This is a genomic window from Palleronia aestuarii (assembly GCF_003253995.1).
Classification (GTDB): Bacteria; Pseudomonadota; Alphaproteobacteria; order Rhodobacterales; family Rhodobacteraceae; genus Palleronia; species Palleronia aestuarii.
Genome location: NZ_QKZL01000003.1, coordinates 144,587 through 161,375, shown reverse-complemented (window position 1 = coordinate 161,375; position 16,789 = coordinate 144,587). Strand labels below are relative to the sequence as shown.

18 protein-coding genes are annotated in these 16,789 nt (G+C 66.0%); 12 read left to right on the top strand and 6 right to left on the bottom strand.

Annotation, left to right across the window (positions count from 1 at the left end; translation table 11 throughout):
• Positions 1 to 116: 116 nt before the first annotated feature.
• From LX81_RS04850 to LX81_RS04835, 4 genes are read right to left on the bottom strand one after another with little or no spacing between them, the layout of a single operon-like run.
• Entirely contained in the window at positions 117 to 1,151 is a 1,035-nt protein-coding gene (locus LX81_RS04850) for a MaoC family dehydratase (protein WP_111536167.1), read from the bottom strand.
• Positions 1,148 to 1,348, bottom strand: a complete 201-nt coding sequence (locus LX81_RS04845; protein WP_111536166.1) for a DUF1737 domain-containing protein — start codon at positions 1,346 to 1,348, stop codon at positions 1,148 to 1,150. Before LX81_RS04845 ends, LX81_RS04850 begins: the two co-directional genes overlap by 4 nt.
• A gap of 4 nt (positions 1,349 to 1,352) precedes the next feature.
• The gene (locus LX81_RS04840; RefSeq protein ID WP_111536165.1) at positions 1,353 to 1,913 is read right to left on the bottom strand and encodes an NnrU family protein; all 561 of its coding nucleotides are present in this window, start codon (positions 1,911 to 1,913) and stop codon (positions 1,353 to 1,355) included.
• Positions 1,910 to 2,782, bottom strand: coding sequence for an HpcH/HpaI aldolase/citrate lyase family protein (locus tag LX81_RS04835; RefSeq protein WP_111536164.1), 873 nt, complete (start codon positions 2,780 to 2,782; stop codon positions 1,910 to 1,912). The genes LX81_RS04840 and LX81_RS04835 overlap by 4 nt, the downstream gene beginning before the upstream one ends.
• Positions 2,783 to 3,054: 272 nt before the next feature.
• On the opposite strand from LX81_RS04835, the gene LX81_RS04830 reads away from it, so the two are divergent.
• The 4 genes from LX81_RS04830 to LX81_RS04815 all read left to right on the top strand — a co-directional run bounded on the left by LX81_RS04830 (position 3,055) and on the right by LX81_RS04815 (position 6,660).
• Complete coding sequence (locus LX81_RS04830; protein WP_111536163.1) at positions 3,055 to 3,756, top strand: PRC-barrel domain-containing protein; 702 nt, start codon at positions 3,055 to 3,057, stop codon at positions 3,754 to 3,756.
• 143 nt (positions 3,757 to 3,899) lie between these two features.
• Complete coding sequence (gene mdh / locus LX81_RS04825) at positions 3,900 to 4,862, top strand: malate dehydrogenase (protein ID WP_111536162.1); 963 nt, start codon at positions 3,900 to 3,902, stop codon at positions 4,860 to 4,862.
• A gap of 70 nt (positions 4,863 to 4,932) precedes the next feature.
• Positions 4,933 to 5,691 carry a sulfotransferase family 2 domain-containing protein gene (locus tag LX81_RS04820; protein WP_111536161.1) on the top strand — a complete coding sequence of 253 codons (759 nt, stop codon included), beginning with the start codon at positions 4,933 to 4,935 and terminating at the stop codon, positions 5,689 to 5,691.
• 177 nt (positions 5,692 to 5,868) lie between these two features.
• Positions 5,869 to 6,660, top strand: a complete 792-nt coding sequence (locus LX81_RS04815) for a putative nucleotide-diphospho-sugar transferase (RefSeq protein ID WP_170133848.1) — start codon at positions 5,869 to 5,871, stop codon at positions 6,658 to 6,660.
• Positions 6,661 to 6,679: 19 nt separating this feature from the next.
• On the opposite strand, the gene LX81_RS04810 is transcribed toward LX81_RS04815, so the two are convergent.
• Positions 6,680 to 7,111, bottom strand: coding sequence for a CBS domain-containing protein (locus LX81_RS04810; protein ID WP_111536159.1), 432 nt, complete (start codon positions 7,109 to 7,111; stop codon positions 6,680 to 6,682).
• Positions 7,112 to 7,390: 279 nt separating this feature from the next.
• Here LX81_RS04810 and LX81_RS04805 point away from each other — a divergent pair, with 279 nt between their 5' ends.
• Genes LX81_RS04805 through LX81_RS04790 form a run of 4 tightly spaced genes read left to right on the top strand, consistent with a single transcriptional unit; the run spans position 7,391 to position 12,035 of the window.
• Positions 7,391 to 8,569 (top strand): glycosyltransferase, encoded by a 1,179-nt coding sequence (locus tag LX81_RS04805; RefSeq protein ID WP_111536158.1) that lies wholly within the window; start codon positions 7,391 to 7,393, stop codon positions 8,567 to 8,569.
• Positions 8,566 to 9,693, top strand: coding sequence for a carboxylate-amine ligase (locus LX81_RS04800; RefSeq protein ID WP_111536157.1), 1,128 nt, complete (start codon positions 8,566 to 8,568; stop codon positions 9,691 to 9,693). The genes LX81_RS04805 and LX81_RS04800 overlap by 4 nt, the downstream gene beginning before the upstream one ends.
• 32 nt (positions 9,694 to 9,725) lie before the next feature.
• The gene (locus LX81_RS04795) at positions 9,726 to 10,817 is read left to right on the top strand and encodes an enoyl-CoA hydratase/isomerase family protein (protein WP_111536379.1); all 1,092 of its coding nucleotides are present in this window, start codon (positions 9,726 to 9,728) and stop codon (positions 10,815 to 10,817) included.
• 51 nt (positions 10,818 to 10,868) lie between these two features.
• On the top strand, positions 10,869 to 12,035 hold the full coding sequence (locus LX81_RS04790) for a cytochrome P450 (protein WP_111536156.1): 1,167 nt from the start codon (positions 10,869 to 10,871) through the stop codon (positions 12,033 to 12,035).
• Here LX81_RS04790 and LX81_RS04785 read toward each other — a convergent pair.
• Positions 12,032 to 12,493, bottom strand: a complete 462-nt coding sequence (locus tag LX81_RS04785; protein ID WP_111536155.1) for an Lrp/AsnC family transcriptional regulator — start codon at positions 12,491 to 12,493, stop codon at positions 12,032 to 12,034. The genes LX81_RS04790 and LX81_RS04785 overlap by 4 nt on opposite strands.
• A gap of 138 nt (positions 12,494 to 12,631) precedes the next feature.
• Between LX81_RS04785 and cysG the strand changes: the two genes are divergently transcribed.
• From cysG to LX81_RS04765, 4 genes are read left to right on the top strand one after another with little or no spacing between them, the layout of a single operon-like run.
• Positions 12,632 to 14,065 (top strand): siroheme synthase CysG, encoded by a 1,434-nt coding sequence (cysG, locus tag LX81_RS04780; RefSeq protein WP_111536154.1) that lies wholly within the window; start codon positions 12,632 to 12,634, stop codon positions 14,063 to 14,065.
• Complete coding sequence (locus tag LX81_RS04775; protein ID WP_111536153.1) at positions 14,062 to 14,361, top strand: DUF2849 domain-containing protein; 300 nt, start codon at positions 14,062 to 14,064, stop codon at positions 14,359 to 14,361. The genes cysG and LX81_RS04775 overlap by 4 nt, the downstream gene beginning before the upstream one ends.
• A 31-nt stretch (positions 14,362 to 14,392) precedes the next feature.
• On the top strand, positions 14,393 to 16,060 hold the full coding sequence (locus LX81_RS04770) for a nitrite/sulfite reductase (RefSeq protein ID WP_111536152.1): 1,668 nt from the start codon (positions 14,393 to 14,395) through the stop codon (positions 16,058 to 16,060).
• Positions 16,050 to 16,787 (top strand): phosphoadenylyl-sulfate reductase, encoded by a 738-nt coding sequence (locus tag LX81_RS04765; protein ID WP_111536151.1) that lies wholly within the window; start codon positions 16,050 to 16,052, stop codon positions 16,785 to 16,787. Before LX81_RS04770 ends, LX81_RS04765 begins: the two co-directional genes overlap by 11 nt.
• Positions 16,788 to 16,789: the final 2 nt, after the last annotated feature.

Below are 16,789 nucleotides of genomic sequence, written 5' to 3'. Positions count from 1 at the left end.
CTTCGCGGCACCATGCCAATTTCGTCGAACATCTGTTATACCCTAGTTAGCGATCCTGACAGGGGAGTCACGCACCCCGCGTCGAAATCGCGGGATGGGACACTGCGGCAAAGCGCTCAGACCGGCATCAGTGCCCAGTAATCGAGATCGAGAAGGACATGCGGATGGTATTTTCCGTCCGCGCCACGCAGTTCGGTGCCGTTCCCGGCCTTCGTCGCGACCAGCCGCAAGCGGATCGCGCCGACACCGGGCGAACCGGTCTTCGCGATGTCCAGGACTTGCGACCATGCGCGAACCGTATCTCCGGAAAAGCACGGATTGGCATGCGCACCGGCGTTGAGTCCGACGATCATCTGCGCGTTGGCGAGCCCGTTGAACGAAAGCGCCCGGGCGAGCGAGATCACGTGTCCGCCATAGACAAGCCGCCGCCCGTCCTCGCGGTTCGTGGCGTCGAAATGCACCTTGGCGGTGTTCTGCCACAAACGGGTGGCCATCATGTGCTCGGCTTCCTCCACCGTCACGCCGTCCACGTGGTCGATGATCTCGCCGGGTGCGTAATCGGAAAGCCTGTGCGGTTCGCCGGCGAGCGCGAAATCGTAGCCGGTGAAATCGAGGCCACGCGGAACGACGAGACTCTCCGGCGCGACGACCTGCGCCAGGTCCGGCACGACGGTTTCGGGCGCGGGCGCTTCGGGATCGCGCTTGCGTACCATGACCCAGCGAACGTAGCTCAGCACGTCGATGCCGTCCTGGTTGCGCCCGGTGGTGCGGACCCAGACCACGCCGGTCCGTCCGTTCGAATTCTGCTTGAGCCCGATCACCTCCGACGTCGAGGCGATCGTGTCGCCCGGCCAGACCGAAGCCAGCCAGCGCCCCTCCGCATACCCCAGATTGGCCACGGCATTAAGTGAGATGTCCGGCACGCTTTTCCCGAAGACCGTATGGAAGGCCACGAGATCGTCGAGCGGGCTCGCCGACAGGCCGGAAGCCCGCGCGAACTCGTCCGAGGAATGAAGCGAGTGACGCGCCGGATAGAGCGCATGGTAAAGCGCCCGCTCACCCTGTCCGAGCGTCCGCGGCACGGCATGCACGATCACCTGCCCGAGCGCATAATCCTCGAAAAAGCGCCCGTGGTTGGTCTTGCCAGTCATTGCGCGCCGAGCTTCATGTCGGGGCTGTATGGCGCGTCGATCTCCTTCACCACGGCCTGCGCGCAGCGCATCACGCCATGCTCCGCATCGAAGGCGTAGGAGGGATCGCCGTAAAGGGTCCAGCCCTTCGAGAGCGCCTCGCTCACCTTGTGGCAGAATGCGGACGTGTCGTCGCCCGTCAGCAATCGGTAGATCATGTCGTCACCCGGGAAATGGCCAGACACCCAGCCAGGCATGGATCGCGGTAATGACCGCATAGAGAACGAGGGCGATGAGGGCGAGCCGGACGGTGCCCTTCTTGCTTCCACCCTGGTAAGGCACGTAATCCCCCTCCTGCGCGTTGATGAGCGCCATCTCTGCGAAGGCCCAGAGCAGCAGGACACCGAAGAGCAAAATCGAGGCCAGATCGCCGTTGACGAGAAGATGCGCGACGGCCCAGATCGAGAAGCCCCAGAGCTGGGGGTGGCGCGTACGCGCCCGCAAGCTCGATTTCGAGTGGCTGAGCCCGAAGACGAAGATCGCGACATACATCAACGTGTTGTTGAGATGGACCGTCCAGACCGGCGGCGTCCACACCGCGATATAGGGTGCACCGCGATAGCCCCAGACCATCAGCACGACGGAGAGGACGAGCAGAACGGCGAAGAGGCCCTTCGAGGCATTGCCGAGACGGTCCTGCATCGCGCCGCGCGCCGCGGGCGCGACGCGCTTGAAGACATGCGCCCCGATCCAGAGCGCGAGGCCGAGGAGAAGGAGGATCATCGCGATGCCTCCTTGGCGGCGCGGTCGCGGGCGAGCGTCGCCTGAGCGGCCGCGACATGGAGGTTCTCGACGATCTCCCCGTCGAGGACGGCGATGCCCTTACCCTCCCGCTTCGCCGCCTCCCACGCCTCGATCTGACGCCGCGCGCGGTCGACTTCCTCCGCACTCGGGGCGAAGATTTCGTTGGCTACCGCGATCTGGCTCGGATGGATGAGCGTCTTGCCGTCCATTCCCAGCATCCGGCCCTGCAGACATTCGGCACGCAGGCCCTCCTCGTCGCGGAAGGCATTGAAGACACCGTCGATGCAGTCGATGCCAACCATCCGCGCTGCAGCGACATAGGTCTGAAGCGCCATCATGAGCGGCGCGCGGTCGGCACCGGGCCGGCAACCGAGTTCGGCCGCGAGATCGTTGGTGCCGATCACGAGCCCGTCGAGCCGCGGGGCGGTCACGATTTCGGCGGCGTGGAACACGCTGCTCGCCGTCTCCATCATCGCCCAGATGCGCGTCGTGGAGGTGCCGCCCGTCTCGTCCAGCGCCGCGTTCAGCCGTTCGATATCGGCGGCCGAATTGACCTTGGGCAACAGGATGGCGTCCGGGCCCGTGGCCGCGATCTCGATCAGGTCATCCTCGCCCCATGGCGTGTCGAGGCCGTTGATCCGCACGATCCGCGTCCGCTCGCCATAGCCGCCTTGTTCGAGCGCCGCCTCGAGCGTGTGTCGCGCATCCACCTTTCCGTCGACCGCGACGGCATCCTCGAGATCGAAGATGATTGCATCCGCAGGAAGATCGCGCGCCTTCTCGAGCGCCCGCGCATTCGAGCCGGGAATGTAGAGGACGGAGCGCCGTGGCCGGGGCGATGGGGGCATGAGGATGTCCTCGATGGGAAACGATCGGTTTCACACATCACGATTTGCGCCTGTTCCGCAACCGGATTGGCGACGCGACGCGGCAGGATGTCCGGCATCTCGGGCCGTTTCCGAGGGGCGTAACGCCGATCCCCATGGGGTTCGAGAAATATCGGATAGGTTGTTCGATGAATTTTTAGTCACACAAAAAATTGTGGGAACACAGAGATAGGCCAGGACTTGAGGGTCCATACCGCGGCCAACGCCGCACAGGTTCGAAGGGAGTTCGAAATATGAAACGTCTTATGACCACCTCCGCCGCGATCATCGCACTGGGCACCGCATCGATGGTGTCCGCTCAGGATGCAAGCGGGCCGTTCGAAGCCTACGAGATGGATCCGATGACCGAGTTCTTCGCATCCGACCTCATCGGCTCGCGGATCTACGCGACCGAATCCGACGTCGGCGAGAGCGTCGCGTCCGGCGCGGAAACGGAGTGGGATGATCTGGGCGAGATCAACGACATGGTGATCAGCCCCGACGGCAGCGTCGAGGTCGTGATCCTCGGCGTGGGCGGCTTCCTCGGCATCGGCGAGCGCGACGTGGCCGTGTCGATGGACGAGCTGCAGATCGTGCGCAACCAGGACGACATGAGCGATTACTACCTGGTCATCAACGCCAATCCCGATGCTGTCGAGAATGCGCCTGAATTCACGCGGGCCGACGAGCAGATGGAAGCCGGCGGCACGATGGACAACGGCTCCGCGACCGGTACGGGCGACGCGGCGATGCAGGACGCGTCACAGTCGATGGATCAGGCCGGCGACAACATGGAGAACGCCGCGGATCAGGCTGGCCAGAGCATGGAGAACGCGGCCGATGCCACGGCTCAGCAGGCCGAGGAAACCGCGAACGAGGCCGAGAACATGGCCGAGGACGCCGCCGATCAGGCCGAGCAGGCCACCGACGAGGCGACGGAGAACACCGGCAACTGATCGACGAGCGACAGTTGTTATCCGAGTGAGGAACGGCCGTCCCGAAAGGGGCGGCCGTTTCCTTTTAGAGGGGGCGACGGTCTTGCGTCACCGTTGTGGAGGCCGTAACCCTCGCCCCGACCCAATCACGATCGGAGAGTCCAATGGCCAGAGCAAAGATCGCCCTCATCGGGGCTGGTCAGATCGGCGGCACGCTCGCACATCTCGCGGCAATCAAGGAGCTGGGCGACGTCGTCCTCTTCGACATCGCGGAGGGCACGCCGCAAGGCAAGGCGCTCGACATCGCCGAATCCGGCCCGTCGGAAAAGTTCGACGCGACGCTGAAAGGCACCAACTCCTATTCCGACATCGCCGGTGCCGACGTGTGCATCGTCACCGCGGGCGTCCCGCGCAAGCCCGGCATGAGCCGCGATGATCTGCTCGGCATCAATCTCAAGGTCATGAAGGCCGTGGGAGAGGGGATCGCGGCCAACGCGCCCGATGCGTTCGTCATCTGCATCACCAACCCGCTCGACGCGATGGTCTGGGCCCTCCGCGAGTTCTCCGGACTGCCGCACAAGAAGGTCGTGGGCATGGCGGGCGTGCTCGACAGCGCGCGGTTCCGGCATTTCCTGAGCCTCGAGTTCAACGTGTCGATGAAGGACGTGTCCGCCTTCGTGCTCGGCGGCCACGGCGACACGATGGTTCCGCTCACGCGATATTCGACGGTGGCCGGCATTCCCCTGCCCGACCTCGTGGAGATGAACTGGACCACGCAGGAAAAGCTCGACGCGATCGTGCAACGCACCCGCGACGGCGGCGCGGAAATCGTGGGTCTCCTGAAGACCGGTTCCGCCTTCTACGCCCCCGCGACCTCCGCGATCGAGATGGCGGAAGCCTACCTGAAGGACCAGCGTCGCCTCCTGCCCTGTGCGGCATGGTGTGACGGGGAATTCGGCCTCAAGGGCATGTATGTCGGCGTCCCCACGATCATCGGTGCGAACGGGATCGAGAAGGTGGTGAACATCAAGCTCGCCAAGGACGAGCAGGAGATGTTCAACAGCTCCGTCGAAGCTGTGAAGGGCCTCGTGGAAGCCTGCAAGGGGATCGACGACAGCCTGGCGTGAGGAAGGAAAGCGCCCCGCGAACGTGCCTTGCGGCTGACAGACGTGGCCATCCAGCAAATCGGATCAGAGCATGACGATCGCGCGGCTAAACCAGAAGGTCTTCCTCTTCGTCCACGTGCCGAAGACCGGGGGGTCCTCGGTCACGAAGTTCCTCACCGACAACGGACGCGTCGCACTCGACGGCGCTCCGACCTGGGGATGGTCACGATGCACGGTGGAGCACGTTCACGCGGCCGTCTATTCCCGGATCATCCCGAGGAGCTTCTACGACGAAGGGTTCCTCATCCTGCGCGACCCGGTCGACCGCATGCGCAGCGAGTTCAAGATGTACGCCCAGGAATGGGGTCCGACCTGGAATCCCGCGAACTGGGTGTTCGAGGCCTATGCGAAGTCCAGACGACGTCCGACCTATTCCGTCTTCCTGCGGAATCGTCGCTGGACGATCGACATCGATACGTGGCTGCGCCTCTCGCTTGCCATGCAGCGCCGTCAACCCTACCGCGGGAACAACCATTTCCGCGGGCAATCGGAGTTCTGGATCGAGGGTCTCACACCCTTCTTCTTCGACGAGGGCCTCGATCGCGTCGCAGAATGGCTGAAGCGCACAGCGGATCTCGGTGCGGACGCCGTGATGCCGCACAGGATGCCCGATCAGCCCGGCAAGCGTGTCGCGACCTGCGATTTCTCGGATGCGTCGAAGGCCCTGATCCGACGCCATTTCGCGCGGGATTACGAGTTGATCGCGGAACTTCGGCGGCGCCGCGATGCCGGCGAGTTTCCCGGCAACCCGCCATTGGACCTCGAGAAAGCCGCGAGCCTTTCGGCCTGAGCGTATCGCTTGGAATCGGGTCAGGCCCCGCAATCTGACGCACGGACATGCACTTGCCGCAAAAATTGGGAAAGTTCGGCGATCGACAGTTCTGCAGGTGCCATGCCTGGGAGTGAGCCATCAAACGGGAGGAGTGAGCCCCGCGGTGTCGTCTTCGCGGCAAGCGGTGCCTCGTACGTGGTGCTCGCGCGCCGGGCCGCCCGGACCCTGCGTCAGGTGATGCCGGGCACACCGATCGACCTTTTTGCCGATCGCGCGTTCGAGGATACGACCTTCGACACCGTCCATCGCCTCGAGGGGCGCGGGCGGCGCCCTAAGATGGAAGCGTTGCGGCGATCCCGGTTCGACCGGACCCTCTATCTCGATTGCGACGTCATCGCCCTCGCCGATCCGTCGGAAATCTTCGCGCTGCTGGACTATGCCGACCTCGCCGGTGCGCACGAACATTACGGAAGCGCGCCCATCGCCATGCAGAGCGTGCGCGACACCAGCATCCCACCCTCCTTCCGGCAGATCAATTCGGGCGTACTCGGTGTCCGGAAATCGGCCGCGACCGACGCGTTCCTCGCCCGCTGGCAGGACGATTTCGAGGCGTTGAAGCTGCAATTCGACCAACCGCTCCTGCGCGAGCTTCTCTGGAAGAGCGACCTGCGGCTCGCGGTGCTGCCGCAGGAGTATAACCTGATGCATATGCCTTACCTGACGGCCGGCAACGAGAAGATGATGGCCCCGCGCCTGTTGCACCTTCCGCATCTGCATGTCGGCAGCAAGTTCACGGACGATCCAAGCCGTCCCCTCTCTCCCGCCGAGATACTGTCTGATCACGAATGCAGTACGATCGCGGCGCGGTTCGCCACGGACCGCACGCTCGGTGCGTCGCGTGACCTGCGCGTCCTCGCGGCAGACATGCTGCGCAAGGCTCCGGCACTCGACCGGACCGTGCGCGGGATCTGGAACAGGTTCAGATAAACCGCAAGACGCCGGGCCGTCAGAAGCCGCGGACCATTCCCTCGAGCGCGTCGCGTTCCATCGAAAGCTCCGCCAGGCGGGCCTTCACCACGTCGCCGATCGAGATCAGTCCCACCATCTCGCCGCCCTCGATCACCGGCATGTGCCGGAAGCGTCCCTCCGTCATCTTGGTGAGGACGTCGTGCGCATCGTCGTCCGGTGCGCACGTGATGAGATCCTTGGTCATCATCGTCTCGACGTGATCGTCTAGGCACTTCGCGCCGCGGCGGCCGAGCTCGCGGACGATATCGCGTTCGGAGAGGATCCCGCGTGGAGCGCCGCCGTCCGAAATGATGACCGCGCCGATCCGCTTGCCCGAAAGCAGTGCCACCGCTTCCGCGACCGATGTGCCGGGCTTCATCGTGATGACCCCATCATTGCCCTTCTGCCCAAGTATCTGCTGGACCCGCATGTCCAAGTCTCCCCCGATGATCTTTCAGCGAGCGTGGCCGCGCGGGGGTCACCCTGTCAAGTCACCCCAAGGGAGAGCGGCGCGCTGCTCTTGTCGATCGTGTCGAGACGTCTAGACTGACCGGGGGGAAGCGGAGGACGTTGCGCGCATGGATGCCACCGGTCGGCAAGCGGGAGAGGCCGTCGGTCCCGCGGGGTTGGATCGTGCTTCGATGGCGGGACCGGCCGATCGAACCGGGAAACGTCAAACGCCCGGTCCTGCCAGGCCGAAGCCGACATCATGATCTCGTCGGTCACGCGGCCCGCATCCCTTCCGCGCGCGGCACTTGTGGTCGGCAACTGGCCCACCACGAGCCAGACCTTCGTGATGCGGCATGCGAGCAAGCTCTTTGACGGTCGGACCTGCGTGGTCGCCAATACGACGCGCGCCCCCGTCCCGTCCGCGCCCCCGGTCTTCGACCGTAGCGCCTACCGTCGCGGTCCGTTCGAAGCAGTCGCGTGCATGGCGCCCATGGCGCGGAACCGGCTTATTGTCGGGACGGGCCATATTCCCACGGGCTCCGAACGCCGGGCGATCGCGGATTTCCTGCGCGATCAGGGGGTGACCGTGATCCTGTCGGAATTCGGAACCAAGGCCATCATCCTCGCCGATATCGCCGCGGAGATGGGGCTGCCCTGCTACACCTATTTCCGCGGCTCCGATGCCAGCAAGGAACTCGCGCTGCCGAGGCGGCGACGGAGTTATGCCTACGTGATCCCGAAACTCACGGGGGTCATCGCGGTCAGCCGTTTCCTGCTCGACAACCTCGCGGCACGGGGGATCAGCCATCCCAACGCGCACGTGATCCCCTCGGGCGTCGATGTCCGCCGCTTCGAGCCCGGGGCGAAACGACCCGGCTCCTTCCTCGCCGTCGGACGGATGGTGGAGAAGAAGGCCCCGGACCTGACCCTCAGGGCTTTCGCCAAGGCGACCCGCGACCGGCCCGAGGCGCATCTTCGGATGATCGGCGACGGTCCGCTTCTGGCCAGGACACGTGATCTCGCAAGCGAACTCGGGATCGCCGGCAAGGTGGTCTTCGAGGGGGCACAGGCCCACGATACGGTACGCGAGGCCCTCGCAACGACGGAGGTTTTCCTGCAGCATTCGATCACCGCGGGCGACGGCAATGCAGAAGGCCTGCCGACCGCCATCCAGGAAGCCCTCGCCGCGGGCTGCGTCGTGATCTCGACGCGGCATGCGGGCATTCCGGAGGCGGTCGATCCCGGCGTCACCGGCTGGCTTTCCGCAGAGCGCGATCTCGCGGGCTTCACGGACCTGATCCGCGAGGCACGGCATGCGGACCTCGCGACGATGTCGCAGGCGGCCCGCAATGTCGCGCTGGAACGGTTCGACAACACGATGCTTCTGCACCGTCTCGAAACGGTGCTCACCCAGGATGGAAGCGGAGCCCCCCGATGAGCGACACCCCCTTCTCCATCGGCATCGAGGAGGAATACCTGCTGGTCGACGCGGAGACCCTCGAACTTTCCGAGGCGTCCGAGGAGTTGATGGCGGCCTGCCGCGACGCGCTCGGCGATCAGGTTTCACCCGAATTCCTGCGCTGCCAGATCGAGATCGGCACGAAGGTCTGCGCCGACATCGCGGAGGCGCGGGCGGAACTCGGCCATCTCCGGTCGACCGTCACCGAGATCGCGGGCCGGTATGGGCTGATCCCGATCGCGACCGGCTGCCACCCAACGGCCGACTGGACCCGCCTCGCGCACCGCGACAAGGAGCGTTACAACGACCTCAGGCGCGATCTCGCGGCGATCAGCCAGCGGATGCTCATCTGCGGAATGCATGTCCATGTGGGATTGCCCGAGGACGACCTGCGCATCGACCTGATGAACCAGGCGAGCTATTTCCTGCCGCATCTCCTTGCGCTCTCCGTCTCCTCCCCGTTCTGGCAGGGCCGCGACACGGGCCTCGCGTCCTACCGCGTGGGCATTTTCGACAACCTGCCTCGGACCGGTCTGCCACCGCGCTTCGAAAGCTGGGGCGCCTATCGCCGCTCGGTCGAGACGATTATCTCGACGGGCATGATCGAGGACGCGACGAAGATATGGTGGGACATGCGCCCCTCCGACACGTTCCCGACGCTCGAGACGCGGATCTTCGACGCCTCGCCCCGGCTCGCCCATGTCCTGTCCCTCGCCGCCGCGACGCAATGCGTGATGCGGATGCTGTCGCGGCTGAGGGAACGCAACCTGCGCTGGCGGATCTACGACACGTTCCTCGTCAGCGAGAACCGCTGGCGCGCACAGCGCTACGGCTGCGAGGAGGGGCTCATCGATTTCGGCCGCGGCACGGTTTCGCCGATGAGCCAGCTCGTGGACGAACTCATCGACCTCGTGGGAGAGGACGCGAAGGCGCTCGGCTGCGAAGCGGAGCTTGCCGGACTGCACGACATCCTGGCCGGCGGCACCTCGTCGGAGCGGCAGCGGCGGGTCCGTCGCGAGGCGCTGGAGGCGGGGGCGGACGAGGCGGAGGCGATGCGCGCGGTGATCCGTCATCTCGCGGAGGAGTTCGTCCTTCCCGGCTGACGGGCTTGCGCATGGGCAAAGAAAGGATCGGAATGGGACGAAGCGCGAAGGCGAGGTATGCGTCCGATGGCGCGGACACGACGGGCGATATCGTCGTTCGAAAGGCGGGACGCGCCGGACGGATCACGCTGACGCGAAGTGCGGCGCTGAATGCGCTCAATCGCGACATGATGGCCGCCATCCACGAGGCGCTGGACGCTTGGCGCGACGATCCCGACGTCGATCTCGTGGTGATGGATGCAGCAGGGGAAAAGGCCTTCTGCGCGGGCGGGGACATCACGTTCATCCACCGCTCCGCGATGGCGGGCGACCTCGACACGCCGCGTGGTTTCTGGCGCGCGGAATACCGCATGAATGCGTGCATCGCCACCTGGCCAAAGCCGATCGTCACGTTCCTCAAGGGCTACACGCTCGGCGGCGGGGTCGGGGTCGGGTGTCACGGCTCGCACCGCGTCGTCGGAGCCTCGAGCCGGATCGGGATGCCCGAATGCGCGATCGGCCTTGCCCCCGATGCGGGCGGCACCCTCCTGCTGGCGCGGGCGCCGGGGCGGATTGGAGAATATCTCGGTACGACCGCGATGCGGATGGGCCCCGCCTGCGCGATCCATGCGGGCTTCGCCGATCTCTACGTCCCCGAGGGGGAGTGGGATGCGCTGATCCGCACGCTGGAGGCCCAGGGGAAAGCTGAGGTCCTCGCCGAAGCCGCGACGGATCCCGGTTCTTCCAAACTTGCGTCGCGGCAGGACTGGATCGACCGGACGTTCGATGGGGCGACGCTCTCCGCAATCGTCGCGACCCTCCGCACGGATGAGAGCGAAGTGGCGGCCGAGACCCTCGACGCGCTCTCCCGCGTCTCTCCGCTCGCCGCCGCGACCGCGTTGCCTCTCATCCGCGAGGTGCGCGCGCACGACGACATCCATGCGGCGCTCGAACTCGAATACCGCGCCATCTCCCGCGCGATCGAGGAGGGGGACATGGTCGAGGGGATCCGTGCCAAGGTCATCGATCGAGACGGCGCACCGCGCTGGCGCTATGCCACGATCACCGATGTTCCCGAGCACTTGCCGGCCGAGATGCTAGCCCCGCTCGGCGATCGCGCGTTGAGCTTCGCCGAAGAGGGCTAGCGTGACGGATCGGCCCCGACGGCCCGCCCCCAAAGGCTGCGGATCACCCGCGTGAAGACGTTCCGCCAATCGCCCGTCGATCCCGGTTTCGTGCAGGATCCGTACCCCGCCTACGAGAAAGCGCGGGCGCTGGGCGACATCGTCTTCTGGGAAGAATACGGGATGCCGGTCGCGACCACCCATGCGGCGGTGGACCGGCTCCTGCGCGACCCGCGTTTCGGCCGGGAGCGTCCGAACGACCGCCGCGTGGCCCCGCAAGCCCATCTCGCGGCCTTCCACGCCGTCGAGGATCTGTCGCTCTTGGAACTCGAGGGAGAACGTCACGCGCGGCTCCGCGGTCTGGTTCTCAGGGCGTTCACATCGCGGCGGATCGCCGGGATGGAGGCGGAGATCGCGGCCCTCGCCGGCGACCTGATCGACGGCTTTCCGGACGATCCCTTCGACCTCCTTCCGGCCTTCGCCCGGCCGCTCCCCGCCATCGTCATCGCGCGGCTCCTCGGCGTACCGGACGCGGCGGCGCCGCGGCTTCTCGACTGGTCGAACGCGATGGTCGCGATGTACCAGGCCCGGCGCGGACGGGAGGTGGAGCAGGCCGCCTCCGACGCGGCGGCGGAGTTCTCCGCCTATCTGGCAGGGGTGATCGAGGGGCGGCGCGCCTCTCCGGGAGACGATCTGATCTCCGAACTGATCGCGGCGCGCGACGGGACGGGACGGCTGTCGCAGGAGGAAATGATCGCGACCTGCATCCTGCTCCTCAATGCCGGGCACGAGGCGACCGTCCACACGATCGGCAACGCGGTCCTGGCTCTTCACGCCGAGGGTTCTCCGCCCGTCACCGACGCCGTGATCGAGGAGGTGCTACGCTTCGACCCGCCCCTGCATCTCTTCACGCGATGGGCTTACGAGGAATCTGAGATCGCCGGGGTCCAGATTCCCCGTGGAACCCAGGTCGGCCTGCTGCTCGCCTCCGCGGGGCGCGATGCGCAAAGATTTCCCGCGCCCGACAGGTTCGATCCGGATCGCGCGGCCAACCGTCACCTGGCCTTCGGCGGCGGACGGCATTTCTGCCTCGGCGCGCCGCTCGCGCGTCTGGAACTGCGCGTGGCGCTCGGCATGCTCAGGGACCGGCTGCCCCGGCTGAAGATCGTCGAAGTGCCGCGTTTCGCCGGTATCTACCATTTCCACGGGCTCGAGCGACTGATCGTCCGGGCAGGCTAGATCGGCAGCTCCGTCGTGAATTTCAGCTCCTCCATCGACAGGAGCGCGGTGACGTTGTGGATTCGCACCTCGGCGATGAGCGCCTGGTAGAAGTGATCGTAGGCCCGCGCGTTGGCGACGCGCACCTTCAGGATGTAGTCGATATCGCCCGCGAGCCGGTGCGCCTCCATGACCTCCGGTCGCGCCTTGAGCGTGGCGAGGAACCGCGCCTGCCAGGCCGCGTCGTGTTCCGAGGTACGGATCAGCACGAAGAAACAGGCCTCGAGCCCCAAGGCATCGGCGTCGATGAGGACCGTCTGCTGGCCGATGATCCCGGCCTCCCGCATCTTGCGGATCCGGTTCCAGACGGGGGTCTTCGAAGACCCCACGACCTGGGCGATCTCATCGAGCGAGCGGGAGGCATCGCGCTGTACGGCCGCAAGGATCTTCCGGTCCATCGCGTCGAGCCGGACATTCATTCGCAAACATCTCCCGATCCGGAACCCTCGTCCCGCCAGATAAACAAAACTGGACACACGTTCCTTATAGCAAGCGGATACTGCACGAAAGCGGAAATCTGTTCTATGTAGCACGTGATCAGAGCAGGATTCGACGCGATGAAACACTTCCCGATCTACTTGGCCGTCGAAGGCCGACGGATCGTCCTTTCGGGCGGCGGCGATGCGGCCCTGTCGAAGCTCAGGCTGCTTCTCAAGACGGAAGCGCATCTGACCGTGCTGGCAACCGATCCGGCGCCGGAGATCGTGGACTGGGCAAAAGCCGGTCGGCTCAGGCTCGTGCGCCGTGCGATGGCTCCGGGCGATGCGCTCTGCGCCGCGCTTTTCTATTCCGCCAACGACGATGCGCGCGAGGATGCGCGGACTGCCGCGCTCGCCCGCGCCGACGGGGCACTCGTCAACATGGTCGACAACCTCGAAGGCTCGCAGTTCATCACGCCCGCCATCGTTGATCGCGATCCGGTCACCGTCGCGATCGGGACCGAAGGCGCGGCCCCCGTCCTCGCCCGTGCGATCAAGGCCGATCTAGAGGAGAGGCTCTCCCCTGCCCTCGGCACGCTGGCGCGGATCGGCAAGACGTTCCGCAAGGCCGCCGACGCGCTGCCCTTTGGCCGTCCGCGCCGGGCGTTCTGGTCCGACTATTACGGCGGATACGGTGACCGGTCCCTGGCGCAGGGCGGCGAAGGAGCGGTTCGCCCTGCCCTCGACCGTCTTCTCGAAACGCACCTGGGCGCGCAGGACGAGCCGGGCCGGGTGTCGTTTGTTGGCGCGGGACCTGGTGATCCGGAACTTCTGACGCTGCAGGCGCGTAAGGCGCTCCACGAGGCCGACGTGGTGATCTACGACCGTCTCGTCACGCCGGAGATCCTCGAGCTCGCGCGGCGCGAGGCGACCCTGATCGATGCCGGCAAGGAAGGGTTCGGACCGTCGACCCCGCAGGAAGCGATCGACGCGATGATCGTGGAGCACGCGGCGGGCGGTGCGCATGTCGTCCGGCTCAAATCGGGCGATCCCACCGTCTTCGGACGGCTGGACGAGGAGATCGAGGCGGTGGAGGCGGCCGGCATCGCCTGGACGATCGTCCCCGGCATCACCGCAGCCTCGGCCGCCGTCGCGGGAATCGGGCAGAGCCTCACGCGTCGTGGGCGCAATGCCGCGATCCGGATCCTGACGGGCCACGACATGAAGGGCTTCGCCGATCACGACTGGGCGGCCCTTGCGCGTCCCGGAGAGGTGGCGGCGATCTACATGGGCAAGCGGGCCGCGCGTTTCATCCAGGGACGGCTGATGATGCACGGTGCGAGCCCCGAGACGCCCATCACGGTGATCGAGAACGCCTCCCGCCCCGACGAGCGTATCCTCGCGACGACGCTCGCCACACTTGAGCCAGACCTGTCGCGGGCCCAGCTGAGCGGACCCGCCGTGATGGTCCTGGGCCTCGCGCCCCGCGCGGCGTCGCGCGTGCTCGACCGGGACCAGATATCCGCCGCGATCGTGGCGCAAGAAAGACCCGTATTGGAGGCCACGCCATGAGCCGCACGTTCACCCCGAAGGTCGTCACCGCCAACGCGCTCCTCGAAGGGGACGCGGTCTGGCTTACCGCTGCGGATACGTGGACCCGCGACATGGGCGAGGCGGAGCTGATCGAGGATCCGGGCCATGCGGAGCTGCGGCTCCTCCATGCGCAGGGCGAGACCGAAACCGTCGTCGGCGCCTATCTCGCCGATGCGAAGGCCGGGCCCACCGGCCCCGTTCCAACCCATTTCCGCGAGGCGTTCCGGACCCGTGGTCCGTCGAACTACGCCCACGGCAAGCAGGAAGGCGCCTGAGCTCCGGCTCGGCACCCCGAAAGGTCAGACCATGTACACCTATTCCGATTTCGACGAAGCTTTCGTGCGCGAGCGCGTGGCGCAATTCCGTGGCCAGGTGGAGCGGCGGATCGACGGCTCGCTCACGGAGGACGAGTTCAAGCCGCTGCGGCTGATGAACGGCCTCTATCTGCAACTTCACGCCTACATGCTGCGCGTCGCGATCCCCTACGGGACGCTGAGCTCGCGGCAGATGCGCCAGCTCGGCTACATCGCCGGCAAGTGGGACAAGGGCTACGGCCATTTCACGACGCGGCAGAACATCCAGTACAACTGGCCGAAGCTGCGCGATATTCCCGATATGCTCGACGCCCTCGCGGACGTGCAGATGCATGCGATCCAGACGAGCGGGAACACGATCCGCAACGTGACCGCCGACCATTTCGCGGGTGCCGCAGCCGACGAAATCGCCGATCCGCGCCCCGTGGCCGAGCTTCTGCGGCAATGGTCGACCGACCACGCGGAATTCCAGTTCCTGCCGCGCAAGTTCAAGATCGCGATCACCGGCGCCCCGAACGACCGCGCCGTCATCCGGGCACACGATATCGGGCTCGAGATCGTGGAGCGCGACGGCGAGGTGGGCTATCGCGTCTTCGTGGGCGGAGGTCTCGGCCGCACGCCGATGATCGGCAAGGTCGTGCGGGACTTCCTGCCGCGCCTCGACCTCCTGCCCTATATCGAGGCGATCCTGAGCGTCTACAATCTGCTCGGTCGGCGTGACAACAAGTACAAGGCGCGAATCAAAATCACCGTCCACGAGACGGGGATCGACGAAATCCGTGGCATGATCGAGGAGCGGTTCGCCGAGATCCGCCCCGAATTCACCGGGGTCGACCAGCAGATCCTCGCGGGCATCGAGGCCCAGTTCGCCCCGCCCGCCTTCCGCGACGCCGATCCCGCGCCCTATCTGGCCGCGCGCGATGCCGATCCCGTCTTCCGCGCCTGGTGCGACACGAACCTCACGGCACACAAGCGCGACGATCACGCCATCGTCTCGATCTCCCTCAAGGCGCACGGCAAGACCCCCGGCGACGCCACGGCGGAGCAGATGGCGGTCATGGCCGATCTCGCGGAGCGCTATGCCTATGACGAGCTTCGGATCAGCCACGAGCAGAACGTCATCCTGCCGCATGTGCCCCGCACGGACCTTCCGGCGATCCACGCGGCGCTGAAGGAGGTCGGGCTCGCGACGGCCAATATCGGGCTCGTCTCCGACATCATCGCCTGCCCCGGCATGGATTACTGCGCGCTCGCCACCGCCCGTTCGATCCCGGTCGCGCAAGAGATCGCGACGCGGTTCGAGGAACTGAAGCTCGAGCACGATATCGGCGCGCTGAAGATCAAGATCTCGGGCTGCATCAATGCTTGCGGGCACCACCATGTGGGCCATATCGGCATCCTGGGCCTCGACCGCGCGGGGGTGGAGAACTACCAGATCACGCTCGGCGGCGACGGGACGGAGGAGACGACGATCGGAACCCGAACGGGTCCCGGCTTCGCCTACGACGAGATCGTCCCGGCGATCGAGCGGATACTCTTCGCTTATCTCGATCTTCGCGAGGACGCGTCGGAGACGTTCCTCGAAACCTATCGCCGGCTCGGCATGGCACCGTTTAAGGCCGCCCTCTATCCCGTGAAGGAACGCGCAGATGCCGCTTGAAGCCCCCCTCGCGCCGGCGGTCGAACGGGCCGCCGAACTCAACGCCCGCTACGCTCATCACGGCGCGACTGCCGTGCTGCGCCATGCGCTGACCGATCCGCAGGTGGGCCGGATCGCGCTCGTCTCGTCCTTCGGGGCCGAGTCGGTGGTGCTTCTGCATATGCTGAGCGTCGTCGACCGCACGGTGCCGGTCATCTTCCTCGATACCGAGATGCTGTTTCCCGCGACGATCGACTATCAGCGCGACGTAGCGGAGCGGCTGGACCTGACCGACGTGCGCCGTATTCGTCCCGACCGCGCGGCGGTGCTGAACCGTGATACGGAGAGCCTGCTGCACGTGGCCGACCCCGATGCATGCTGCGCCTTGAGGAAATCCGAACCGCTCGAACGCGCGCTCGGGGGCTTCGATAGCTGGATCACCGGTCGGAAGCGCTTTCAGGGGGCGACCCGCGCGACGCTCGAATTTTTCGAGGCCGACAGCGACGGACGGATCAAGGTCAATCCGCTCGCGCACTGGGCGCGCGAGGACGTGCAGGATTATCTTCTGAACAACCGTCTCCCGCGCCATCCGCTCGTTAAAGAGGGCTATCGCTCCATCGGGTGCTGGCCCTGCACGAGCCGTGTCGAGGCCGGGGAGGACGACCGCGCCGGCCGCTGGCGCGACAGCGCCAAGACCGAATGCGGAATTCATTTCAAGGACGGCCGGATCGTCCGGGAGAACGCGTGATG

Bases quoted from the DNA above. Each gene is read 5' to 3' on its own strand.
- LX81_RS04785 (WP_111536155.1), bottom strand. From the start codon at position 12,493: ATGAATGTCCGGCTCGACGCGATGGACCGGAAGATCCTTGCGGCCGTA.
- LX81_RS04765 (WP_111536151.1), top strand. From the start codon at position 16,050: ATGCCGCTTGAAGCCCCCCTCGCGCCGGCGGTCGAACGGGCCGCCGAA.
- LX81_RS04840 (WP_111536165.1), bottom strand. From the start codon at position 1,913: ATGATCCTCCTTCTCCTCGGCCTCGCGCTCTGGATCGGGGCGCATGTC.
- mdh (WP_111536162.1), top strand. From the start codon at position 3,900: ATGGCCAGAGCAAAGATCGCCCTCATCGGGGCTGGTCAGATCGGCGGC.
- cysG (WP_111536154.1), top strand. From the start codon at position 12,632: ATGAAACACTTCCCGATCTACTTGGCCGTCGAAGGCCGACGGATCGTC.
- LX81_RS04810 (WP_111536159.1), bottom strand. From the start codon at position 7,111: ATGCGGGTCCAGCAGATACTTGGGCAGAAGGGCAATGATGGGGTCATC.
- LX81_RS04830 (WP_111536163.1), top strand. From the start codon at position 3,055: ATGAAACGTCTTATGACCACCTCCGCCGCGATCATCGCACTGGGCACC.
- LX81_RS04845 (WP_111536166.1), bottom strand. From the start codon at position 1,348: ATGATCTACCGATTGCTGACGGGCGACGACACGTCCGCATTCTGCCAC.
- LX81_RS04805 (WP_111536158.1), top strand. From the start codon at position 7,391: ATGATCTCGTCGGTCACGCGGCCCGCATCCCTTCCGCGCGCGGCACTT.
- LX81_RS04850 (WP_111536167.1), bottom strand. From the start codon at position 1,151: ATGACTGGCAAGACCAACCACGGGCGCTTTTTCGAGGATTATGCGCTC.
- LX81_RS04835 (WP_111536164.1), bottom strand. From the start codon at position 2,782: ATGCCCCCATCGCCCCGGCCACGGCGCTCCGTCCTCTACATTCCCGGC.
- LX81_RS04795 (WP_111536379.1), top strand. From the start codon at position 9,726: ATGGGACGAAGCGCGAAGGCGAGGTATGCGTCCGATGGCGCGGACACG.
- LX81_RS04775 (WP_111536153.1), top strand. From the start codon at position 14,062: ATGAGCCGCACGTTCACCCCGAAGGTCGTCACCGCCAACGCGCTCCTC.
- LX81_RS04820 (WP_111536161.1), top strand. From the start codon at position 4,933: ATGACGATCGCGCGGCTAAACCAGAAGGTCTTCCTCTTCGTCCACGTG.
- LX81_RS04770 (WP_111536152.1), top strand. From the start codon at position 14,393: ATGTACACCTATTCCGATTTCGACGAAGCTTTCGTGCGCGAGCGCGTG.
- LX81_RS04800 (WP_111536157.1), top strand. From the start codon at position 8,566: ATGAGCGACACCCCCTTCTCCATCGGCATCGAGGAGGAATACCTGCTG.